The 19823-nt window shown below is 57.7% G+C and carries 21 protein-coding genes and 2 tRNA genes; 10 read left to right on the top strand and 13 right to left on the bottom strand.

The window, feature by feature from the left end:
• Positions 1-120: 120 nt before the first annotated feature.
• Complete coding sequence (locus JSO19_RS06710; RefSeq protein WP_270910591.1) at positions 121-1011, top strand: siderophore-interacting protein; 891 nt, start codon at positions 121-123, stop codon at positions 1009-1011.
• 48 nt (positions 1012-1059) lie between these two features.
• On the opposite strand, the gene JSO19_RS06705 is transcribed toward JSO19_RS06710, so the two are convergent.
• The 10 genes from JSO19_RS06705 to dnaA form a co-directional block, all read right to left on the bottom strand.
• The gene (locus JSO19_RS06705) at positions 1060-1437 is read right to left on the bottom strand and encodes an ankyrin repeat domain-containing protein (RefSeq protein ID WP_270910589.1); all 378 of its coding nucleotides are present in this window, start codon (positions 1435-1437) and stop codon (positions 1060-1062) included.
• Positions 1438-1539: 102 nt separating this feature from the next.
• Positions 1540-1615 (bottom strand) — tRNA-Ala (locus JSO19_RS06700).
• Between the two features lie 438 nt (positions 1616-2053).
• Positions 2054-2130 (bottom strand) — tRNA-Ile (locus tag JSO19_RS06695).
• Positions 2131-2202: 72 nt separating this feature from the next.
• Positions 2203-2613, bottom strand: a complete 411-nt coding sequence (locus tag JSO19_RS06690; RefSeq protein ID WP_217133185.1) for a DUF3566 domain-containing protein — start codon at positions 2611-2613, stop codon at positions 2203-2205.
• Positions 2610-5156: a DNA gyrase subunit A gene (gene gyrA, locus JSO19_RS06685; protein ID WP_270910588.1), complete on the bottom strand. Its 2547-nt coding sequence runs from the start codon at positions 5154-5156 to the stop codon at positions 2610-2612. Before gyrA ends, JSO19_RS06690 begins: the two co-directional genes overlap by 4 nt.
• Positions 5146-7146: a DNA topoisomerase (ATP-hydrolyzing) subunit B gene (gene gyrB / locus JSO19_RS06680; RefSeq protein WP_270910587.1), complete on the bottom strand. Its 2001-nt coding sequence runs from the start codon at positions 7144-7146 to the stop codon at positions 5146-5148. Before gyrB ends, gyrA begins: the two co-directional genes overlap by 11 nt.
• Positions 7147-7297: 151 nt before the next feature.
• A complete protein-coding gene (locus JSO19_RS06675) occupies positions 7298-7783 on the bottom strand; it encodes a DUF721 domain-containing protein (RefSeq protein ID WP_270910586.1) in 486 nt (161 codons plus the stop codon).
• A complete protein-coding gene (gene recF, locus JSO19_RS06670) occupies positions 7776-8990 on the bottom strand; it encodes a DNA replication/repair protein RecF (protein ID WP_270910585.1) in 1215 nt (404 codons plus the stop codon). The genes JSO19_RS06675 and recF overlap by 8 nt, the downstream gene beginning before the upstream one ends.
• Before the next feature lie 12 nt (positions 8991-9002).
• Complete coding sequence (dnaN, locus tag JSO19_RS06665; RefSeq protein WP_270910583.1) at positions 9003-10145, bottom strand: DNA polymerase III subunit beta; 1143 nt, start codon at positions 10143-10145, stop codon at positions 9003-9005.
• Positions 10146-10512: 367 nt separating this feature from the next.
• The gene (gene dnaA, locus JSO19_RS06660; RefSeq protein ID WP_442915711.1) at positions 10513-12021 is read right to left on the bottom strand and encodes a chromosomal replication initiator protein DnaA; all 1509 of its coding nucleotides are present in this window, start codon (positions 12019-12021) and stop codon (positions 10513-10515) included.
• A gap of 420 nt (positions 12022-12441) precedes the next feature.
• Between dnaA and rpmH the strand changes: the two genes are divergently transcribed.
• The 9 genes from rpmH to JSO19_RS06615 are packed head-to-tail and all read left to right on the top strand — an operon-like array spanning position 12442 to position 17885.
• Positions 12442-12579 (top strand): 50S ribosomal protein L34, encoded by a 138-nt coding sequence (rpmH, locus tag JSO19_RS06655; RefSeq protein ID WP_217133178.1) that lies wholly within the window; start codon positions 12442-12444, stop codon positions 12577-12579.
• Positions 12580-12597: 18 nt separating this feature from the next.
• Positions 12598-12942 (top strand): ribonuclease P protein component, encoded by a 345-nt coding sequence (gene rnpA / locus JSO19_RS06650; RefSeq protein ID WP_270910582.1) that lies wholly within the window; start codon positions 12598-12600, stop codon positions 12940-12942.
• Between the two features lie 2 nt (positions 12943-12944).
• Positions 12945-13283 (top strand): membrane protein insertion efficiency factor YidD, encoded by a 339-nt coding sequence (yidD, locus tag JSO19_RS06645; RefSeq protein WP_270910581.1) that lies wholly within the window; start codon positions 12945-12947, stop codon positions 13281-13283.
• Positions 13284-14261 (top strand): membrane protein insertase YidC, encoded by a 978-nt coding sequence (gene yidC, locus JSO19_RS06640; protein WP_270910580.1) that lies wholly within the window; start codon positions 13284-13286, stop codon positions 14259-14261. It begins immediately after the preceding gene.
• 4 nt (positions 14262-14265) lie between these two features.
• Positions 14266-14760, top strand: coding sequence for a Jag family protein (locus JSO19_RS06635; protein WP_270910579.1), 495 nt, complete (start codon positions 14266-14268; stop codon positions 14758-14760).
• Between the two features lie 52 nt (positions 14761-14812).
• Positions 14813-15475 (top strand): 16S rRNA (guanine(527)-N(7))-methyltransferase RsmG, encoded by a 663-nt coding sequence (rsmG, locus tag JSO19_RS06630; RefSeq protein WP_270910578.1) that lies wholly within the window; start codon positions 14813-14815, stop codon positions 15473-15475.
• An 8-nt stretch (positions 15476-15483) separates the two neighbouring features.
• On the top strand, positions 15484-16392 hold the full coding sequence (locus tag JSO19_RS06625) for a ParA family protein (RefSeq protein WP_270910577.1): 909 nt from the start codon (positions 15484-15486) through the stop codon (positions 16390-16392).
• Complete coding sequence (locus JSO19_RS06620) at positions 16393-17385, top strand: ParB/RepB/Spo0J family partition protein (protein WP_270910576.1); 993 nt, start codon at positions 16393-16395, stop codon at positions 17383-17385.
• Between the two features lie 29 nt (positions 17386-17414).
• The gene (locus tag JSO19_RS06615) at positions 17415-17885 is read left to right on the top strand and encodes an SRPBCC family protein (RefSeq protein ID WP_270910575.1); all 471 of its coding nucleotides are present in this window, start codon (positions 17415-17417) and stop codon (positions 17883-17885) included.
• Between the two features lie 55 nt (positions 17886-17940).
• Here the strand turns inward: JSO19_RS06615 and trxA are convergent, their stop codons facing one another.
• From trxA to JSO19_RS06600, 3 genes are all read right to left on the bottom strand, one after another.
• On the bottom strand, positions 17941-18264 hold the full coding sequence (trxA, locus tag JSO19_RS06610) for a thioredoxin (protein WP_270910574.1): 324 nt from the start codon (positions 18262-18264) through the stop codon (positions 17941-17943).
• Between the two features lie 56 nt (positions 18265-18320).
• Complete coding sequence (trxB, locus tag JSO19_RS06605; protein ID WP_270910572.1) at positions 18321-19247, bottom strand: thioredoxin-disulfide reductase; 927 nt, start codon at positions 19245-19247, stop codon at positions 18321-18323.
• 63 nt (positions 19248-19310) lie between these two features.
• The gene (locus JSO19_RS06600; RefSeq protein WP_270910570.1) at positions 19311-19802 is read right to left on the bottom strand and encodes an ATP-dependent zinc protease family protein; all 492 of its coding nucleotides are present in this window, start codon (positions 19800-19802) and stop codon (positions 19311-19313) included.
• Positions 19803-19823 lie beyond the last annotated feature (21 nt).

Genomic DNA, 19823 nt, shown 5'->3' with positions numbered 1-19823 from the left:
GTGCCCCAGGTTTCTTTCGTTTGTGACCTCTTGACAAGACATCAGGGGTCTACCGGCACATGCTTGACAGGCGCTCAAGAAGTTAGGGTAGCCTAAGTTTGACGAAGGAGACGAGAATTTATGCAGTTTACACGCGAACGGGTCATGCACGAGCTCAAGCGCAGAACCCTTCGAGTCACGAACGTGACACGGGTTGCGCCAGACTATGCCCGCATCACCGTGACGAGCCCCGAACTAGAAGGCTTTGAGGCACCGGGGCCGGCAGACCACATCAAACTCATTTTCGGCGAAGCCCACGGTCGGCCGATCATGCGCGACTACACTCCGCTCAACTTCCGTGAAACCGCCGAGGGCTACGAGCTCGACATCGACATGGTGCTGCACGAAACCGATGGCCCCGCCTCAGACTGGGCGAAGGAAGCCGCCCCCGGTCAGCTCATTCAGCAGGCTGGGCCACGTGGGTCAAAACTTGCACCCGCAGGCATCACCGAGATGGTGCTTGTCGCCGACGAGACCGCCTTTCCCGCGGTGTCCCGCTGGCTCGAGGCCGTGAGCGATGCCGTCACGGTGCACAAGTTCTTCTTCACCGTCGACGAGCGCATGCGCGCATACTTCGACGATCAAGACGACATCACCTGGTTTGACATCGATGAGGCCCCAGAAGGTATTCTCGCCGAGCTGCGCAAGCTCACGATCACCGACACGACGTTCGCGTTTCTCGCTGGCGAGGCAATCACCATCACACCCTGCGCCGCTATCTACGCCGCGAAGCCGGCGTGCGCCTCGACCAACTCGACGCACAGGGCTACTGGAAGCGTGGGGTTGCAGAGCTCGACCACCACGAGCCACTCGACCCAGAAGACCCTGACGAGTAGAACTGAGAGTGCCTCACGACCACTGCTTGTAAGATCAAAGCCGTTGGTACAACGAAGGGAGGCGCCTCATGTGCGTCAAAGTAACGTGCTCTCACTGTGGCCTCGCAACCTGGGAAGGTTGCGGCGAGCACATTGAAACTGCGCTCGAGGGTGTCGCAGCGGCTGACCGCTGCTCATGCCCCCGTTAAGCGCGGTAAGCGTCGAGAGAAATCTCAAACATTTTGGCCGTCATGCGAGCTGACGGTGAGCCGAGGTCGGGATCAGCACCGAGCGTAAGCAACGTGCTGATCACGGCCTCGTCACGTTTAAAGATCGCGCCGGCCAGAGGGGTTTGGCCTCGATCATTCGTCTGGTTAATGTTGGCGCCCTGAGATGCGAGCTCTGCCACGAGGCGAGCGTGCCCGTGATAAGCGGCCAGCATGAGCAGCGTATTACCGCTCGCGTCGCTGAGATCTGGTGAGATGCCCTGCTTTACCGCTGAGAGCACAAAAGGTGCATCGCCACTGCGCGCCGCGTCAAAGAGCTGGTGCGCGAAAGCGACAACGTCATCTGGAAGATCCATGAGCTCCAAACCTTTTCTTCTCATCCCCTGACCATTCACTTGCGTGAAGAGTCCCTTACAATACAAAAGCCGCCCGACGAATCGGACGGCTTTTCTTGTGTTTGGTGGACCCTGGGAGAATCGAACTCCCGACCTTCTGCTTGCAAAACAGACGCTCTACCAATTGAGCTAAGGGCCCGTAATTAGTCCATTTGTCCTGAACCTTGTATATCTTATCACAACGTTCTTACCCTGGCAACTACTTCGTGCTTGACCCGGTTTCTTCTTCGGTTGCCGTGCCTGCTCGAACAACTATACCCGGCTGATTTCTCTCGCGCAAAACGAGAAGGCGTGTTGTGCGAATTTTTGTGTTGGCACCGGCTTTGATCCGCCGCAAAGACATCGCTTGTGCCCATACGGCGCTCTGCACGCCGTTCAGAGCCTTGGTGATACTCGCACCCTCCCCCGGGCCTGAACGCCCCGCAGAACGCAGCCCACGAGCCCACATTCTTCGCCTCAAACACCGGCGCGTTGTGTGCGCCGCAAAACACGGGTGATGGTGCCCCGCTCGGCCGGGAGAATGTTTCACGAACCAACGACAAAGGGCAGTCGATTTCTCGACTGCCCTTGCGATATTTGGTGGGGCTACCAGGACTTGAACCTGGGACCTCTTCATTATCAGTGAAGCGCTCTAACCACCTGAGCTATAGCCCCTTAACCAAGGTTTAACATTACTGCATGTCTGTCGATTTGGTCAAATCGACTTCCTTGGCCGCGCGTGTGCGCTTAGTTTCCGGTGAATCCGAGCTGGAAACCACCGAAGACTCGAACGAGCAGGTTGTACACGAACGCAGCAATTGCGCCGAGAACCGTGCCCACGATGAGACCGATCACCGAGACGGTGACCGCGAAGCCAATGACCTGCGGGTAGCCGAGGAAGTTCATGAGGCTTGTCTCGTCTCCGCCGACAACGTCCATGAACAACTCATCGATCTTGCCGAGGGCACCGGTCTGAGCGAGAACAGCGTAGATGAGCACCGTAGCAATAGCGTTGACGACCGCCAGACACAGTGACAGCAAGAAACTGAACTTTACGGCAGACCAGAAGTCGACGTATACAAGCTTCAGACGAACCTGTTTTGATGGGGCTTTCTTGCGAGTCTTCTGCGCAAGCTTGTCAGCTACGGTGTTGGTCATGCGTTGCTATCCTCAGGTTGTGCTGCGTCAGCCGGGGCTTCTTCCCCGCCTTCTTCTTCAAGATTACGCTCGGTATTTTGCGCGACGCCAATAATACGGTCACTGTCTGGGAATCTCGCAAAAACAACACCCATGGTGTTGCGCCCCTTCGCAGGAACCTCAGCGACGTCGGTTCGAACCACCTTACCGCTCGCGAGCACCGCGAGAACCTCAGCATCTTCAGAAACGATGAGCGCACCGACGATATCACCGCGGGTTTCATCGAGTTTCGCGACCTTGATGCCGTAGCCACCACGGTTCTGAACGCGGTATTCGCTCGCCGAGGTGCGCTTGGCATAACCGCCCTCGGTGACGACGAGCACGAAGTCTTCATCGTTGCGAATGTCACGGGCTGCCAGAAGCTCGTCGTCATCTCTGAAGTTCATGCCGCGAACGCCACTCGTCGAACGCCCCATGGGCCGTAGCGCGGTGTCGTTTGCCGTGAAACGCAGTGACATGCCGTGCTTTGAAACGAGCAGAATGTCGTCTTCTGAACGAAGCACCATGGCCGAGACGAGTTCATCTTCGTCACGGAGCTTGATCGCGATGATGCCACCCGTACGGTTCGTATCGTACTCATTGAGCGGGGTCTTCTTCACCAGCCCATTGCGGGTTGCAAGCACGAGCTGATCATCGTCTTCATCGAACGAACGAACGTCGATGATCTGAGTGATAGTTTCGTCGGGGCCGAGCGCCAAGAGGTTTGCGAGGTGCTGTCCCTTTGCATCGCGACCGCCCTCGGGTGCTTCATAGGTCTTCGCACGGTACATACGTCCCGTGTTCGTGAAGAAGAGCAACCAGTGGTGCGTCGTCGTGACAAAGAAGTGCTCGATAATATCGTCGGCTCGCAGCGTTGCCCCGCGTACGCCCTTGCCGCCACGGTGCTGTGAACGGTAATTGTCGATGCGCGTGCGCTTGATGTACCCGCCACGCGTTACCGTAACGACCATGTCTTCCTCGGGAATGAGGTCTTCGACCGACATATCGCCGTCGTAGCCGTACATGATCTCGGTGCGGCGCTCGTCGCCGTAGCGATCGACGATCTCATCGAGCTCGTCAACGATGATGCTGCGCTGGCGCTCGTCAGAGGCGAGAATCTCGTGGTACTCGGCGATCTGAAGCTCAAGCTTCTTCGCGAGATCCATGATCTTCTGGCGCTCGAGGGCAGCCAAACGACGGAGCTGGAGTCCAAGAATAGCGTCTGCCTGGAGTTGATCTACCTGCAGCAGGCCCATGAGGCCCTCGCGGGCTTCATCGACGGTCGGTGAACGACGAATAAGCGCGATGACCTCGTCGAGGGCGTCGAGCGCTTTCAGGTAACCACGCTGAATGTGAGCTTCAGCCTCAGCCTTGTTCAGGCGGAACTGCGTGCGGCGCACAATAACTTCAACCTGGTGCTTCACCCAGTAGGTGATGAACCCGTCGACCGAGAGCGTGCGTGGCACACCATCAACGATCGCGAGCATGTTCGCACCAAAGTTCTCCTGAAGCTGCGTGTGCTTATACAGGTTGTTGAGAACAACCTTCGCAACCGCATCGCGCTTGAGAACAATGATGAGGCGCTGACCGGTACGGCCGCTCGTCTCATCGCGAATATCAGCGATGCCCTGAACCCTTCCCTCTTTCACGAGGTCAGCGATCTTCACCGCGAGGTTATCGGGGTTTACCTGGTACGGAAGCTCGGTAACGACGAGGCAGGTGCGACCCTGCAGCTCTTCGATGTTGACGACCGCGCGCATCGTAATTGATCCGCGTCCCGTCTTCTGGGCTTCCTGAATGCCTCGGGTGCCGAGAATCTGGGCGCCGGTCGGGAAATCGGGGCCCTTAATGCGCTGCATGAGGGCCTGTTGCAGCTCCTCTTTCGTCGCATCAGGGTTCTCAAGATGCCATTTCGCGCCGTCGGCAACCTCACGAAGGTTGTGCGGAGGGATGTTTGTGGCCATGCCAACCGCGATGCCCACTGACCCGTTGACCAGCAGGTTCGGGAAGCGGCTCGTGAGCACGGTGGGCTCCTGGGCACGCCCATCGTAGTTATCTTGGAAATCGACGGTGTCTTCGTCGATGTCACGCACCATCTCGAGCGAGAGCGGTGACATCTTCGTCTCGGTGTACCTCGGGGCTGCCGCTCCGTCGTTACCCGGCGAACCGAAGTTACCCTGGCCAAGAGCCAGGGGGTAACGCATGCTCCAGGGCTGAACGAGGCGAACGAGCGCATCGTAAATCGCGCTGTCACCGTGCGGGTGGTAGTGGCCCATGACGTCGCCGACCACACGGGCGCACTTTGAAAAGGCCCGGTCAGGGCGGTAACCGCCATCAAACATCGTGTAAATCACACGACGGTGTACTGGCTTCAGGCCGTCACGAACATCAGGAAGCGCACGTCCAACGATCACGCTCATGGCGTAGTCAAGGTACGAACGCTGCATCTCAACCTGAAGGTCGATCTGCGAGATGTTTCCCCCAGTCTGCTGCGGTTCGGTTTCTGGAGTCTCGTTAGATGTCAAGGAAACGCACGTCCTTCGCATTCTGTTGGATAAAGGTGCGACGCGCTTCAACGTCTTCACCCATGAGGGTTGCAAAAATTTCGTCGGATGCCACGGCGTCTTCCATCGTCACCTGCAGAAGGCTGCGGGTTTCGGGGTTCATCGTGGTTTCCCAGAGCTCTTCGTAGTTCATCTCGCCGAGGCCCTTATAACGCTGAATTCCGTTGTCTTTAGGAATTCTGCGGCCGGCTGCCTGACCTGCAGCGAGCTGCTGGTCTCGCTCTTCGTCGCTGTAGACATATTCATGCTCAGCATTCGACCACTTCAGGCGGTACAGGGGCGGCTGCGCGAGATACACATACCCGAGCTCAATGAGCGGCTTCATGTATCTGAACAGCAACGTGAGGAGCAGCGTTGTAATGTGCTGACCGTCAACGTCAGCATCGGCCATGAGCACGATCTTGTGATAGCGAGCCTTCTCAGGATCAAATTCTTCGCCAATGCCGGCACCGAATGCCGTGATCATTGCTTGAACCTCGGCGTTGTTCAGTGCACGGTCAAGACGCGCCTTTTCGACGTTCAGAATCTTTCCGCGCAACGGCAAAATGGCCTGGGTGTCAGGGTTCCTTCCCTGCACCGCTGATCCACCTGCCGAGTCACCCTCAACGATGAAAATTTCTGAGACTGATGGGTCCTTCGACGAGCAGTCCTTCAGCTTTCCGGGCATGCCACCCGACTCGAGCAGCCCCTTTCTGCGTGCGGTTTCGCGCGCCTTTCGGGCAGCGAGTCGAGCCGTAGCGGCCTGAATCGCCTTGCGAGTGATGTCTTTCGCTGCCGCGGGGTTGCGCTCAAACCAGTCTCCGAGCTGATCACCGACAAGCTTTTGAACGAACGCCTTAGCCTCGGTGTTGCCGAGCTTCGTTTTGGTCTGGCCCTCGAACTGTGGCTCAGCAAGTTTGATTGAGACAACTGCTGTGAGGCCCTCACGAACATCATCGCCTGAAAGGTTTTCGTCCTTTTCGCGCAGCAGGTTCTTGTCGCGCGCGTACCGGTTGATGAGCGTCGTCAAGGCCGCACGGAAGCCCTCTTCGTGCGTTCCACCCTCGTGGGTGTTAATCGTATTCGCGTACGTGTGCACGCTCTCTGAGAAAGCACTCGTCCACTGCATCGCTACCTCGAGCGAAATCGACTTGTCTTCCTTCTCCTGCTCGAACGAAATAATTTCTTCGTGAACAATCTCGGCACGCTTTGACTTGTTGATGTGCTGAACGTAGTCCTGAATACCGTTCTCGTACATGAACTCGTTGTGGGGCGCATCGGCCATGACCTCTTCGCCATCATCATTGATCACGAGTTCCTGCGGCCGCTCGTCACGCAGCCTAATACGGAGCCCCTTGTTCAAGAACGCCATCTGCTGAAAACGAGTACGCAATGTCTCGTAATCGAACTCGACGGTCTCAAAAATATCAGCGCTTGGCCAGAAGGTAATCGTTGTGCCGGTCTCATCGGTAGGCTCACCCTGCGCGAGCGGAGCATTTGGCACTCCCCCGGCAAACGACATGTTCCACGTGAAACCTTGGCGCTTCACCTCAACATCGAACCTCGTCGAAAGAGCATTGACCACTGACGAGCCCACGCCGTGCAAACCACCCGAGACCGCGTAGCCGCCGCCACCGAACTTGCCGCCGGCGTGCAGAACAGTCAGCACGACCTCGACCGTTGACCGCCCCTCAGTCGGGTGCATATCAACGGGAATACCACGGCCATTATCTCGAACGCGCACAGCGCCATCTTCGAGAATCGTTACGTCGATAAGGTCGCAGTACCCCGCAAGTGACTCATCAACCGAGTTATCGACGATCTCGTAGACCAGGTGGTGCAGCCCTCGTGGCCCTGTCGAACCAATGTACATGCCGGGGCGTTTGCGAACCGCTTCAAGACCCTCAAGCACCTGAATCGCGTCGGCACCGTACTCTGATAAGTTATTTCCAGTACCGTCTTCAGTAGCCATCTTGTGTTTTTTCTCCCAGCATTTCTTAGCGCCGATGCGGCTTATTTGTAGCCTAGATGTCCATCTTACCAATTTTGGGCGATTTTAGGCGTATTACAGGGCCGTTTTAGCGCTTATTTTCAGCAGGGACACCCCCTGGTCAAGAGCAAGGTTAACCGTAGGTGTCTCGCGGGCCTCTTCCAGGCACACTTCGTGGCCCGTGACGCCACGAAGGCGTGTGCGGGCCACGGAAGAGAATGTCTTCTATCCCGGCTTCGGGATACTGCTCCAAAAGCTTCGTGACGATTTGGTGGCGCATTCGTCGAAGCTGCGTCGCCCACGCGGTCGAGTCACATTGAATCTCGAGCTTTTTGCCGGTGATGCCAACGACTTCTGTGTGCTCGGCGATATCCTTGCCGACGAGGGTAGGCCATTCAACGATGAGCGTCGTTTGACTGAGCTGCTCTCCCCACCCCATGTCTTTGGTCATGGTCTCGAGAACCGCTGCGATGCTCTTTGGGTCCCTGCCCTTAGCGTAAGGAATAGACGTCCCGTCGACCTTTCGACGCCTCGCAGCCATCGCGCTATAGCGCTTACCGCTCCAAAGTGACTTCGCATGAATATAGGCTTCGCTCGCAAACGAGATGCGCTCACTCATCAGTATCACCAGCCTGATCAGGTCTTTCGTGGGCAGCAACCGGTTCAATGGCAACCACTTCCCCGGCTTCGATGCGGATCGTGTGCCACTCATGCCCCTGCGGAACGTCACCTTCGACCGCAGTTGTTACGATCACCTGCTCATAACCAGAGACAGCAGCGTACAGCCTTTCACGACGACCAAGATCAAGCTCGGCAAAAACGTCGTCGAGAATCAAGACTGGATCACCCTCTACGGTGTCAGTGCTGAGAACGCTCGCAAGGGCAAGCTTCAGTGAGAGGACATAGGACCAGGTTTCTCCGTGGCTCGCATATCCTTTTACAGGTAGCGACTTCAGCTGAAGGACCGCGTCATCGCGATGTGGACCAACGAGTGTCTGCCCGCGCTCGAGCTCCCTCCCCCTGACGAGGCGCAATGCATCGCGAAACTCTTCGGCTATTGTTTCACGTGAAACGCTCGCGCTTACGGTTGCCGCATCTCCTGTTTCACGTGAAACACCCAGTGTCTCCTGAACGCTTTCCATGAGCGCGATAGTTGGCTGGTGATCCTGGTCAACGAGCGAAAAATAGCCCTGGATCAGCGGATCTCGTAAATCTTCGATAAGCATTCGCCGGTGCAGCATGATCTGCGAACCCATTTCGACAAGCTGCTCATCCCAGACGTCAAGGAGGGTCTCGATCGAGTTTGCGCTTCTGCCCGTGTGCTTGAAATCTCTGAGCATCGTGTTTCTCTGCCGGAGGATTTTCTCATAATCGGCAATGGCGCCAGCAGCCACTGGGTGACGCGAGATAAGCGCATCGTCAAGAAACGATCGGCGAGTGGCCGGTTCTCCACGAACGATCATGAGATCTTCTGGGGCGAACAGGACAGCCGAGATAAGCTGCGTGAGTTCACGAGTTTTCACGCTGTGGCGGTTAATGAGCGCTTTATTTGAGCTACCGCGGTTAAGCTGCAGCTCAAGAAGAGCCTCACGTTCGCCCTGGGCGAGCCTGCATCGGATAATAGCGGAGTCTTCCCCCGCTTTAATGAGTGCAGCATCCTGCGAAATACGGTGTGATCGAAGCGTCGCGAGATACATGAGCGCTTCTGCAACGTTCGTTTTGCCCTGACCATTGCGCCCAACCAGCATATTCATGCCTGGGGCAAACACTAGCTCAGCGTGAGCATAGTTTCGATAGTTTGCAAGACTGAGATGACGAATCTGCACTCAGGGTTGCCCCTATCGCAAGAGCAGGTTTGGCTGCAGAAGGTACTTAAAGCTTGCTGAAGTCTGCTCGTCTCGGCTGTGCTGCCCTGAGATGAGTACTGGCCCGGGCTTTGCAGGGTTATCGGTTCTCGTGAAGCCGATGCGCGCGTACTCGGCATGAGCTGAGCGCAAACCATCGAGCAAGAATTGTGGCTTCAGTGAGACGACCATTTCGTCACCGACGAGGTGAGCATCGGCTGTCTCGTTTGCACGTGCAGATTCAGATCCTGCGCCCTCGAGCTGCACGCTTCCCTCGCTGAAGCTGAAGCGGAGGGCCGCTTCGCGTTCAAGAACGAGACCAACACGGCCCACTGCCTCGATAATTTCGTTCGTGCTCACGACAGCATAGTTGTCAACGACCTCAGGGAAAAGGCGCTGAACCGGAGGGTAATTGCCCTTGATGAGCACTGAGGTGACCGTTTTTGAGCCACCGCGGAATGCGATGAGCTCTCGGTCTTGTTCCTTGACGATCGTGATGTGAACGGTTGAGTCATTTCCGAACGTTTTACCGACCTCCGTCACAATTTTCGCTGGAACAAGCGCATTGATTGCACTGGTTTCGCCGGCTGAGCTCCAGTCGATACCACGCGTGGCCACACGATAGCGGTCGGTGGCGGTAAGCGTCAGCGTTCCCTCTTCGATTTCGAACTGTACACCCGTGATCACCGGGGTAACGTCTTCCTTCGAAGCAGCAAGAGAGACCTGAGCGATCGCTTCAGCAAATGTCGAAGCGTCTACCGAACCACTTGCCTCGGCAATTTCAGGGATCTGTGGGTACTCTTCGACGGGCATCGATGGGAGGCTGAACGAGGCTGATCCGCAGCGAATGAGGATGCGATCGTCTTCACGGGTAACCGTCACGTCTGAGTGAGGAAGTTTGCTCGCAATTTCAGCAAGCAGGCGACCCGAGACAAGCGCACGGCCCGGCTCGAGAATGTCAGCCTTCACTGAAGTTTTTGATGAGGTCTCGTAGTCGAACGTACCGAGCTCAACGCTTTCTCCTTCAGCGACAAGAAGTACCCCGCTCAAAATTGGCTGGGTAGGTCGCTGCGGGAGAAGCTTGGCAGTAAACGAAACAGCTTCGTTAAACACGTCCCTGTCGACGGTAAATCGCACTCGTTACTCCTCCTCAGAATGACAAACTATCGAACAACATCTTTGCATAGTTTTGTAACTCTTACGAAGCGTGTCACAGAAGCTCGCTCGATTTTCGGTTTTCACCTGGGTATTGGGTTTCGCCTCTATAAGTTGTAATTCTGTAATAGTCATAAGTCCTGTGGATATTGTGGATAACTCCCGACAGCCCGCTCTGGGACAAGGAACTACATCTTTGTCATTTGCGGAGAAGCGGTGGACGGGCTGGGAATGGCTTGATCATGCCGATCTTGTGAATGACAGGATCTCCACAGCGGCCCAGAACTTATCCACAGATTGGATGACTTATCAAGAGTTATTCACAAGCCTCCTGTGGATGTGGATAAATTTAGGCCGAATTATGCTTCAATTTCGAGGTCAATTCGGCCACCTGGTTGTAGACCGAGCGCCGTTCAGCGATGAGCTGCGTAATTTTTTTATGCGCGTAAATGACGGTGCTGTGATCACGCCCACCGAAGAGCTGCCCAATCTTGGGAAGCGAAAGGGGCGTCAGATCCCGGCAGAGGTACATCGCGATTTGCCGGGCAAACGCAATTTCCTGGATGCGCGACTGCCCGTAGAGGTCATCGACGCTGAGATTGAAGTAGTTGGCGACCACCCCGACGATGTCGGTCGGCAAGATTTCATTATCATCGAGCGAAACGATGTCTTTGAGAACGGTTTGCGCGACGTGAAGGTCGATCGGCTGATCGTTGAGGCTCGCGTATGCGCGAACGCGGTTGAGGCTTCCCTCAAGCTCACGAATGTTTGAGTTGAGCTTCGACGCGATGAGTTCGAGAATCTCGGGGTCAACAATGATGTTCTCGCGCTGGCATTTTTTGCGAAGAATCGCGATACGCGTCTCGAGGTCAGGCACCTGAATATCTGTGGTGAGACCAGAACTGAAGCGTGAGAGCATACGGTCTTCGAAGCCCTTGAGCTGCGCGGGTGAAACATCACTCGTGATAACGATTTGCTTGTTCTGACCAACAAGGCTGTTGAAGGTGTGGAAGAACGCCTCTTGCGTCTCGGCCTTGCCCTTCAAAAACTGGATATCGTCGACGAGCAAAATATCGACACTGCGGTACCGCTGCTGGAATTGTGGACCCTGGTTATTGGCAATCGAGTTAATGAAGTCGTTCGTGAAGTCTTCTGAACTGACGTAACGAACGCGAAGTCCATGAAACAACTCCATGGCGTAGTGGCCGATGGCGTGCAAGAGGTGAGTTTTGCCAAGACCTGAATCGCCATAGATAAACAAAGGGTTGTACGACTTTGCGGGTGACTCGGCGACGGCAACCGCAGCGGCGTGAGCAAAACTGTTCGATTGCCCGATCACGAATGAATCAAAGCGGTATTGGTCGTTCAGGTGGAACGATTCTTCAGATTTTGGAGCCGTTGTTGGCGTCGAAGCGTAGTTTCGCTGTGAGGGTGCTGCCGAATGTGATGCCGTGCCCGAAGGAACGAAGCCGGCTTCAGCATGGGCATCTGAATCGCGTTCTTGGTTGGCCGACTCGGCTGAATCTAATGATGGAGCCGCGGTACGTGATGAACCCGTTGACCCTGCTTGAACATTTTCGTGCTGTTGCTCGCGAGAAGACTGTTGCTCGTAGGCATGCGCCTCTGCCTCAAGCTCTTCACTGACGTCGGTGTCGACGAGTACGGCGAAGTTATCAATCGAGCCGGCATTCGGGTGCTGCGCGATGGCTTGCATGATGACGGGGCGAAGCTGGCTATCGAGAAGACGCTGTGTGAACTCGTGCTGCACTGCAAGGTAGAGCATGCCCGCGCCCATGCCCCGAGGCAGAGCGAGCGCCAATTGCGCGGCCATCGAAGGCGAAATTTCTGGGTCGTTCATCACTGAGAGAGTGATTTCACCCCACAGCTCGCGCACTTGGGCGTCGTTCACGTAACCTCCAGATAAGTAGCTATTCACACCGTCTCACAGCTTCATCCCCAAAGCTATACACAGAAAATAGTAATGAAATAGCGGGAACCTTGGCGGAAACGATCCGACCTGTGGATAACTTTACAGGTGTCTGGGGAGAAGCGGAAATGTCGTGTCGCGAAAGCAATTTACGACACGCCCCGCCCGTTCGCTGCGCACTGCAGCGAACGGGAGATAATCGCGAGCTTGAAAACATTTTTTGACGAATCACAGAAAAACGCGTAAAGTTAAGTGTTTGTGTGACTCAATAGCTCCGCTTAGTTGTCACAAATTCTTCCTCGGACCTCACGAACCGGTGTTCCGAGACAGTTCCGAAACCACGGAGAAATCATGAGCAAGCGTACTTTCCAGCCCAACAACCGCCGCCGCGCCAAGAAGCACGGCTTCCGCCTTCGCATGCGTACCCGCGCGGGCCGCAGCATCCTTGCTGCACGCCGGAGCAAGGGCCGCTCGAAGCTCTCAGCTTAAGTCATCGTGGCCTGAGCAGTGCCGAAACAGCTGCACCGTATTACTCAGGGCGATGATTATCGACGCGTGATGCGTCACGGACGCCGCGTGGGCGGACCATTTGTGGTCGCCCACGCGGTTTTGCGTACCCAGGATGAACCAGCTCGCTTCGGTTACATCGTTTCGAAGAAGGTCGGTAATGCCGTTGTACGCAATCGCATTACGCGAAGACTGAAAGCAATTTCAGACGAGGTCTTACGTGACGGCTTCACCGGGTATGACGTTGTTTTTCGGGCTTCTCCGGCTGCAGCCGCCGCACCGTTCGTTGAGTTGCGAAACGATGTCTTGAGGGAAATCGCCAAGCTCGATCGGGCGCGACAGTAATCATGCGGTACCTCGTGGCCGTCTGGCTCCTGCCCCGCAATCTCGCAATCGCGTTCATGAAGGGGTATCGCAAGTTCATCTCGCCGCTGTACGGCGAGGTGTGCCGCTACTGGCCGACATGCTCCCGGTACGCACTCGAGGTATTTCAGCAGCGTGGCTTTATCGAGGGAAGCGTGCGCACGATATGGCGCTTGCTTCGCTGTAACCCGTGGAGTTCGGGTGGTGTTGATGATCCGCCACCCCACAGGAATAGACAACTAGTATTGAACCGGTATGGATTCGTCGTTTGGCGCTCACCTGAAGCGAACGAATCAATGATGCAGAAGGGCAAAACCCGTTAAATGAATTTCATCGAGACAATTCTGTGGCCGTTGCGTTGGCTCGTCGAGCTGGTGCTCGTAGCGTGGCACGGCTTGTTCACCACGCTCGGGCTCGACCCCGACAGCGGCGCCGCATGGGTACTGTCGATTATTGGCCTTGTGGTGGTTGTGCGATCAGCGCTGATTCCCGTCACCGTTAAGCAGATCAAGTCGCAGCGCAAGATGATGGAGATCGCGCCCGAGGTTAAGAAGATTCAGGCCAAGTACAAGGGCAAGACTGACCAGTTCTCGCGTGAAGCGATGAGCCGCGAGACCATGGCCCTGTACAAGAAGCACGGCACAAACCCTATGGCTTCGTGCTTGCCGATGCTGCTGCAGATGCCCATCTTCTTCTCGCTCTTCTACGTGCTCCGTACCGCATCAGGCGTGAGTAACACCGGCTCTTCGGGCTCACCTCAGGCCGGTATTGGCCTCATGAGCCAGGAGCTCACCGACAGCTTCAACCAGGCCACCATCTGGGGTGCTCCGGTCAAGATGACCTTCACCCAGGCTTGGAACGACGGCCCGATCCAGGTCATGATCTTTCTCGGCATCATCATGGTGCTCATGATTGCCTCGCAGTTCTTCACACAGAAGCAGATTATGTCGAAGAACGTCTCAGACGAGACGAAGTCGAGCTCGATGTACCGCCAGCAGCAGATGCTCCTCTACATCATTCCTTTCGCATTCCTCTTCTCGGGCCTCGTCTTCCCGCTCGCCCTGAACATCTACTGGTTCAGCTCGAACATGTGGACCATGGCGCAGCAGGCAATCGTGATTCGTAACATGCCTACCCCGGGCACCGAGGCCTTCCGCCTTCGCCAGGAGCGCTTGCGCAAGAAGGGCAAGCTCACCGAGGAAGAGCTGCAGGTCATCGAAGCCGAAGAGGCACGCCAGCAGCAGGCCGGCCAACGTCAGCAGCCCATCAGCGCAAAGCGCGCTAAGAAAAAGAAGAAGTAGCGACATGACGAATGCAACGAATCAGACCTCTGCCCTCTCGCTCGAAGAGCTCGAGGCGCAGGGCGATCACGCCGCTGATTACATCGAAGAGTTTCTCGACCTTGCCGACCTTGACGGTGATCTCGACCTCGAGGTGAAGAATAACCGCGCCTATGTTTCCATCAACGGTGGCGGTGCTGATCTCGAGAAGCTCGCAAACTCCGAGGTGGTTCAGGCGTTGCAGGAGCTCACCCGCCTCGCGGTTCAGCGCAAAACCGGTGATTTCTCGGGACTCATTCTCGATGTCGCCGGTTCGCGCGAAGCGCGCGAGACCGAGCTGCGGGAGCTGGCCGATCACGCGATCGCACAGGTTGCCGCTGGCAAAGATGAGGTTGCGATGGATCCGCTGTCATCATACGAGCGCAAGCTTGTGCACGACTACGTTGCCGAGCGTGGCTACCACTCTGAGTCGCACGGTGAGGGACGCGGTCGTCGTCTCGTCATTAGCGCAGCAGCGTAAACCGTAAACCGCAAACGTTTCACGTGAAACTTCAGAGAGAGTGCAGCACGGTATGAGTGATGAGCAGCGCCTTGAGCTTGAGGCTGAGCCTGCCGCCGCAAGTGAACTTGCCGGTGAGCAGATCGAGGTCTTGCGCGCCTTCACGAACGCTCTTGCCGAGAAGGGTGAGCTGCTCGGGCTCATCGGGCCGCTCGAGCTCCCGCGGTTATGGACGAGACACGTGCTGAACTCTGCGATCATGGCGCCACTGCTCCAGGAAGGACAGCGGGTCGCCGACATTGGTACCGGCGGCGGTATGCCCGGCCTCGTGCTCGCAATTGTTCGGCCTGACGTGCAGTTTCGACTCATTGAGCCGATGGAGCGCCGCTGCGTCTGGCTTAACGAGCAGATCGAAGCGCTCGGCCTCACGAATGCCGAGGTGCTGCGAGGACGTGCCGAGGAGTACCACGACGCGTTCGAGGTTGACGTGGTGACCGCGAGGGCCGTGACCGCTTTGCGCAAGCTTGTTCCCATCACCGCTCCCCTGCTGCGCGATGGTGGCGAGATGATCTTCCTTAAGGGAACCGGCGTTGATGCCGAGATCGAAGCCGCCAAAAAACAGCTTTCGAAGTTCAAGATGCGCAGGCCCAGCGTCGAGATTCTTGGCGAGGGCATTCTTGACGAGACCACACGAGTGTTTCGGGCTACAGTAGAACGTGTTCGTACGCAGAGCTAGAGGAGATCATGACGCAGCCAAAAAACGCGTTACTGGGCGATCAGCTCGTCGACAAGGTGCGGCGCAAACGCAGGCTTGAATCGATGACATCACCACTCCCCGACCACACGCGCGTCATGACCGTCTCGAACCAGAAGGGCGGCGTGGGGAAAACCACGACGACCGTGAACCTGGCATCTGGCCTCGCGAGGCGAGGCGCCCGGGTGCTCGTTATCGATCTTGATCCGCAGGGTAATGCTTCGACCGCGCTCGGAGTCGAGCATGACCCGACCATCACGAGCATTTACGAGGTGTTGCTCGGCGAGGCGAAGCTTGGCGACACAGTGCAGCAGACCACCGACCATGAGAACCTCATGTGCGTGCCCTCGACGATTAACCTCGCGGGAGCCGAAATTGAACTTGTTTCTCTCGTCGCGAGGGAGCAGCGCCTGCGGAAGGCACTCGCTGAGTTCTTGAGCCAGAGCGACGAGATGTACCACTACGTGTTCATCGACTGCCCGCCATCGCTCGGGCTGCTCACGGTGAACGCCTTTGTCGCGGCGCAAGAAGTGCTCATTCCCATCCAGTGCGAATACTACGCGCTCGAGGGGCTCAGCCAGCTGCTCGGCAACATTGAGCTCATTGAGCAGCACCTGAACCCACAGCTGCACGTCTCAACGATTCTGCTCACGATGCACGACTCGCGAACCAACCTCTCAAACGAGGTCGCTGAAGAGGTGCGCGGGTTCTTCCCCACGCAAACGCTCACGACCATGATTCCCCGTTCGGTTCGCATTTCAGAGGCTCCGAGCCACGGCGAGACCGTGCACGCCTATGATGGATCATCGGTGGGTGCGATTGCCTACCTCGAAGCTGCTGCAGAGATTGCTGAGCGGAGCGCTGCTGAATACGCCCGCTTATACCCGGAAGGAGCCTAAATGGCTGCGAAAAAGAAGTCAGGACTCGGTCGGGGTATCGGTGCGCTCATTCCGCAGCAGGATCCCAACGAGGAGCGCCCAGTCGACGTCTTCTTTGGCGATGCTCCGGCGAAGGAAGACAAGGCAACGTCGGTTGCGCAGACCGTCGTTGACGAGCAGCAGCTGCGCGAGGTTCCTGGCGCACAGCTCACGACGCTCGACCTCAGCGATATCGTGCCCAACCGAGTACAGCCGCGTACCGAGTTCGACGAGGAGGCCCTCGAAGAGCTCACGCACTCGATTCGCGAGTTCGGTGTGTTCCAGCCCGTCGTCGTGCGAGAGATTCTCCCGGCACCGACGAAGAAGGGCGAGCCCCGCTACGAGCTCATCATGGGTGAGCGTCGCTTCAGGGCATCGAATCGCGCCGGCCTCAGCACGATCCCCGCGATCGTTCGTGGCACCGAAGACGAGCACATGCTGCGTGACGCGCTGCTCGAGAACCTGCACCGCGCACAGCTGAACCCCCTCGAAGAGGCGTCGGCGTACCAGCAGCTCTTGCAAGACTTCGGCACGACGCAGGAAGAGCTCGCGAAGCGCATTGGCCGTTCACGCCCGCAGATTTCGAACACGATTCGCCTCCTGAAGCTTCCCGAGCACGTGCAGACCAAGGTCGCGGCCGGAGTGCTCACGGCTGGCCACGCCCGTGCGATCCTCTCGCTCGACGGCGATGCCGAGGCGATGGAGAAGCTTTCAGACAAGATCATCAACGAGGGACTCTCGGTGAGGCAGGCCGAGGAGGCCTCGTCGCAGGCCACAAAGCGCAAGCTTCCGAAGCCGCGCGCCGGCGGCGTGCAGGCGCAGCTCGACGACATCGCAGAACGCCTCGGTGATCGCTTCAACACGACCGTCAGGGTGAAGCTGGGCGCTAAGAAGGGCCAGGTCACGATTGACTTCGCGACCATTGCCGATCTCAAGCGCATTCTCGACGAGCTGGGCGACCCCGGCTTCCAGTAAACGCCACACCACGACGCAAAGGAGCATCAGTGACCGAACAGCACATCATCACAGCAGAGGCGGTCATTGAGGCGCCAGCCGCGACGATCTTTGAGCTCATCGCCAACCCGTCCAGGCAGCCAGAGTGGGACGGGAATGACAATCTCGTCGCTGCAGAAGGCCAGGAGCGTGTGCGCCAAGAGGGCGACGTCTTTGCCATGGAGATTCACAACGGCACGGTGCGAGACAACCTCGTGACCGAGTTCGTTGAGGGTGAGCGCATCGCGTGGGCCCCGGCGACCCAGGGCGAAGCCCCGGCGGGACATCTTTGGCGCTGGGAACTCGAGCCCGTCTCGGGACGAGAGCGCGAGGCAACGCTCGTGCGGCACACCTACGACTGGACGAAGCTGCGCGACGAGCAACGCATGCGCCGCGCGCGGGCCACGCAAGCAGAGAATTTGCTGGCGTCGATCCGCCGCCTTGGTGCGCTCGCGGAGCGCGAAGCGCAAGCGGGCCGATAGACGAAAGAGCGCCCTCCCCCGGTCTGGGAAAGGGCGCTCTCTTTGCCTGCGTCGCTTAGGCGAGGTGCGGCTGGAGCTCGTTCTCGATCGAGGCCTTGGGCATTGCGCCGATGATCTCGTGAACCTCTTCGCCACCCTTGAACAGCTTCATCGCGGGAATCGACGTGATGCGGTACTTGCCCGCGATCTGCGGGTTCTCGTCGACATTGACCTTGACGATGCGAACATCGTCGCGCTCGCCCGCGATCTCTTCGAGTACGGGGCCCACCATGCGGCAGGGGCCGCACCAGGGTGCCCAGAAGTCGACGAGCACCGGGGTGTCGCTCGCGAGTACGACCGCGTCGAACGTGCTGTCGGTAACGTCTACGGTGTTTGCCATGTTGTTCTCCTTACTCAGGCGGTGCGGGCCGCTGGGCGACTCCGCCGTGGTGGTGGTTAGTTGTCGAGCGCCGAGAGGTAGTGCTCGGCGTCAAGGGCTGCTGCGGTGCCTGACGCTGCCGCGGTGATCGCCTGGCGGTAGGTCGGGTCGATGACATCGCCCGCGGCGAAGACGCCTGGCAGCGAGGTGCGTGACGAACGACCTTCGACGGCGATGGTGCCGTCGGCCGTGAGGTCGAGCTGGCCCTCGACGAGGGAGACGCGCGGATCATTGCCGATCGCGACGAAGAGGCCGTCGATCGCAAGTTCTGACTTTTCGCCGTTCACCGTGTTGTTGAGGGTGACGCCGGTCAGCTGGCCCTCGCCGTGAATCTCGTGCACCTCGGTGTTCCAGAGTACCTCGATCTTTTCGTGCTGCAGCGCGCGGTCGGCCATGATTTTCGAGGCACGAAACTCTTCGCGGCGGTGAATGATGGTGACCTTTGAGGCGAAGCGGGTGAGGAAGATCGCCTCTTCCATTGCCGAGTCGCCACCGCCGACGACCGCGATCTCGCGATCGCGGAAGAAGAAGCCGTCGCAGGTCGCGCACGACGAGATGCCGTGCCCCGTGAGCGCTTCTTCGTTCTCGAGGCCGAGCTTACGGTAGGCCGAACCGGTCGAGAGAATCACGGTCTTCGCCTCGTGTACGGTGCCGTCGCTCGTCGTGACCTTCTTGACCTCGCCCGCGAGATCAACCGCGGTGACGTCGTCAAACACGAGCTTCATGCCGAACTTCTCGGCCTGCTCCTGCATCTTTTGCATGAGGTCGGGGCCCTGAATGCCCTCGGGAAAACCGGGAAAGTTCTCGACCTCGGTCGTGTTCATGAGCTCGCCACCGGGAGCGACAGAGCTCGCAAACATGACGGGTTCAAGCCCTGCGCGTGCCGCGTAAATTGCGGCGGTGTAGCCCGCTGGTCCTGAACCAATAATGATCATCTGATGCATGCCGTCTCCTTGGCTTACTGCGTTGTTATTGCGCACGTTCTGTACAACAATCCTAGGCCGGGACTATTCCCGGGAGCTGGAGGTTGCGTTATTGAGCGCGAGGGTGGTTTGGTCGGGTTTGCCGCCGAGGTACGAGACCGCCGGGTCGACGATGAATCCCTGCTCGAGGGCTTCGCGACCGATGAGCATGCGAAAGCCCATTTCGTCGCGGTTGGTGAGGGTTACTTCGGCCTCGATGACGCGGCCGACGAGCACGAGGCTCGTGACCACGGTGATGCGCTCTTCGGCGTGGCCCGAAGAGCTGCGCACGAGGCGGCGGTCGTGCACGGGAAGTTCAACCCTGAGCGCCCCCGAATCGCCGTGCTGAAAAGGATGCACGGTAAAGCGCACCCAGGCTGCCCCGGCGCGTGTAAACTCGGTGAGTTCGTACGCATGAAGCGCTGAGGTTCTGGCCCCGGTATCGATTTTTGCTTTGATCCAGGGAACCGAGATATTGGGCATTGAAACCCATTCCCTCCACCCGGTGAAGGTGCTTGAATGAGTATGGTTGGTCACACTTCTATTTTGGCAGGATAC

The organism is Leucobacter sp. UCMA 4100, from assembly GCF_027853335.1.
Lineage (GTDB): Bacteria > Actinomycetota > Actinomycetes > Actinomycetales > Microbacteriaceae > Leucobacter_A.
Note: the sequence above shows the minus strand (reverse complement) of the source record. Positions and strands in the feature narration are given on the sequence as shown.

Excerpts from the sequence above, each read along its gene's own strand:
- JSO19_RS06710 (WP_270910591.1), top strand. The coding sequence starts at position 121 with ATGCAGTTTACACGCGAACGGGTCATGCACGAGCTCAAGCGCAGAACC.
- JSO19_RS06705 (WP_270910589.1), bottom strand. The coding sequence starts at position 1,437 with ATGGATCTTCCAGATGACGTTGTCGCTTTCGCGCACCAGCTCTTTGAC.
- JSO19_RS06690 (WP_217133185.1), bottom strand. The coding sequence starts at position 2,613 with ATGACCAACACCGTAGCTGACAAGCTTGCGCAGAAGACTCGCAAGAAA.
- gyrB (WP_270910587.1), bottom strand. The coding sequence starts at position 7,146 with ATGGCTACTGAAGACGGTACTGGAAATAACTTATCAGAGTACGGTGCC.
- JSO19_RS06675 (WP_270910586.1), bottom strand. The coding sequence starts at position 7,783 with ATGAGTGAGCGCATCTCGTTTGCGAGCGAAGCCTATATTCATGCGAAG.
- dnaA (WP_442915711.1), bottom strand. The coding sequence starts at position 12,021 with ATGAACGACCCAGAAATTTCGCCTTCGATGGCCGCGCAATTGGCGCTC.
- rpmH (WP_217133178.1), top strand. The coding sequence starts at position 12,442 with ATGAGCAAGCGTACTTTCCAGCCCAACAACCGCCGCCGCGCCAAGAAG.
- yidD (WP_270910581.1), top strand. The coding sequence starts at position 12,945 with ATGCGGTACCTCGTGGCCGTCTGGCTCCTGCCCCGCAATCTCGCAATC.
- yidC (WP_270910580.1), top strand. The coding sequence starts at position 13,284 with ATGAATTTCATCGAGACAATTCTGTGGCCGTTGCGTTGGCTCGTCGAG.
- JSO19_RS06635 (WP_270910579.1), top strand. The coding sequence starts at position 14,266 with ATGACGAATGCAACGAATCAGACCTCTGCCCTCTCGCTCGAAGAGCTC.
- rsmG (WP_270910578.1), top strand. The coding sequence starts at position 14,813 with ATGAGTGATGAGCAGCGCCTTGAGCTTGAGGCTGAGCCTGCCGCCGCA.
- JSO19_RS06625 (WP_270910577.1), top strand. The coding sequence starts at position 15,484 with ATGACGCAGCCAAAAAACGCGTTACTGGGCGATCAGCTCGTCGACAAG.
- JSO19_RS06620 (WP_270910576.1), top strand. The coding sequence starts at position 16,393 with ATGGCTGCGAAAAAGAAGTCAGGACTCGGTCGGGGTATCGGTGCGCTC.
- trxA (WP_270910574.1), bottom strand. The coding sequence starts at position 18,264 with ATGGCAAACACCGTAGACGTTACCGACAGCACGTTCGACGCGGTCGTA.
- trxB (WP_270910572.1), bottom strand. The coding sequence starts at position 19,247 with ATGCATCAGATGATCATTATTGGTTCAGGACCAGCGGGCTACACCGCC.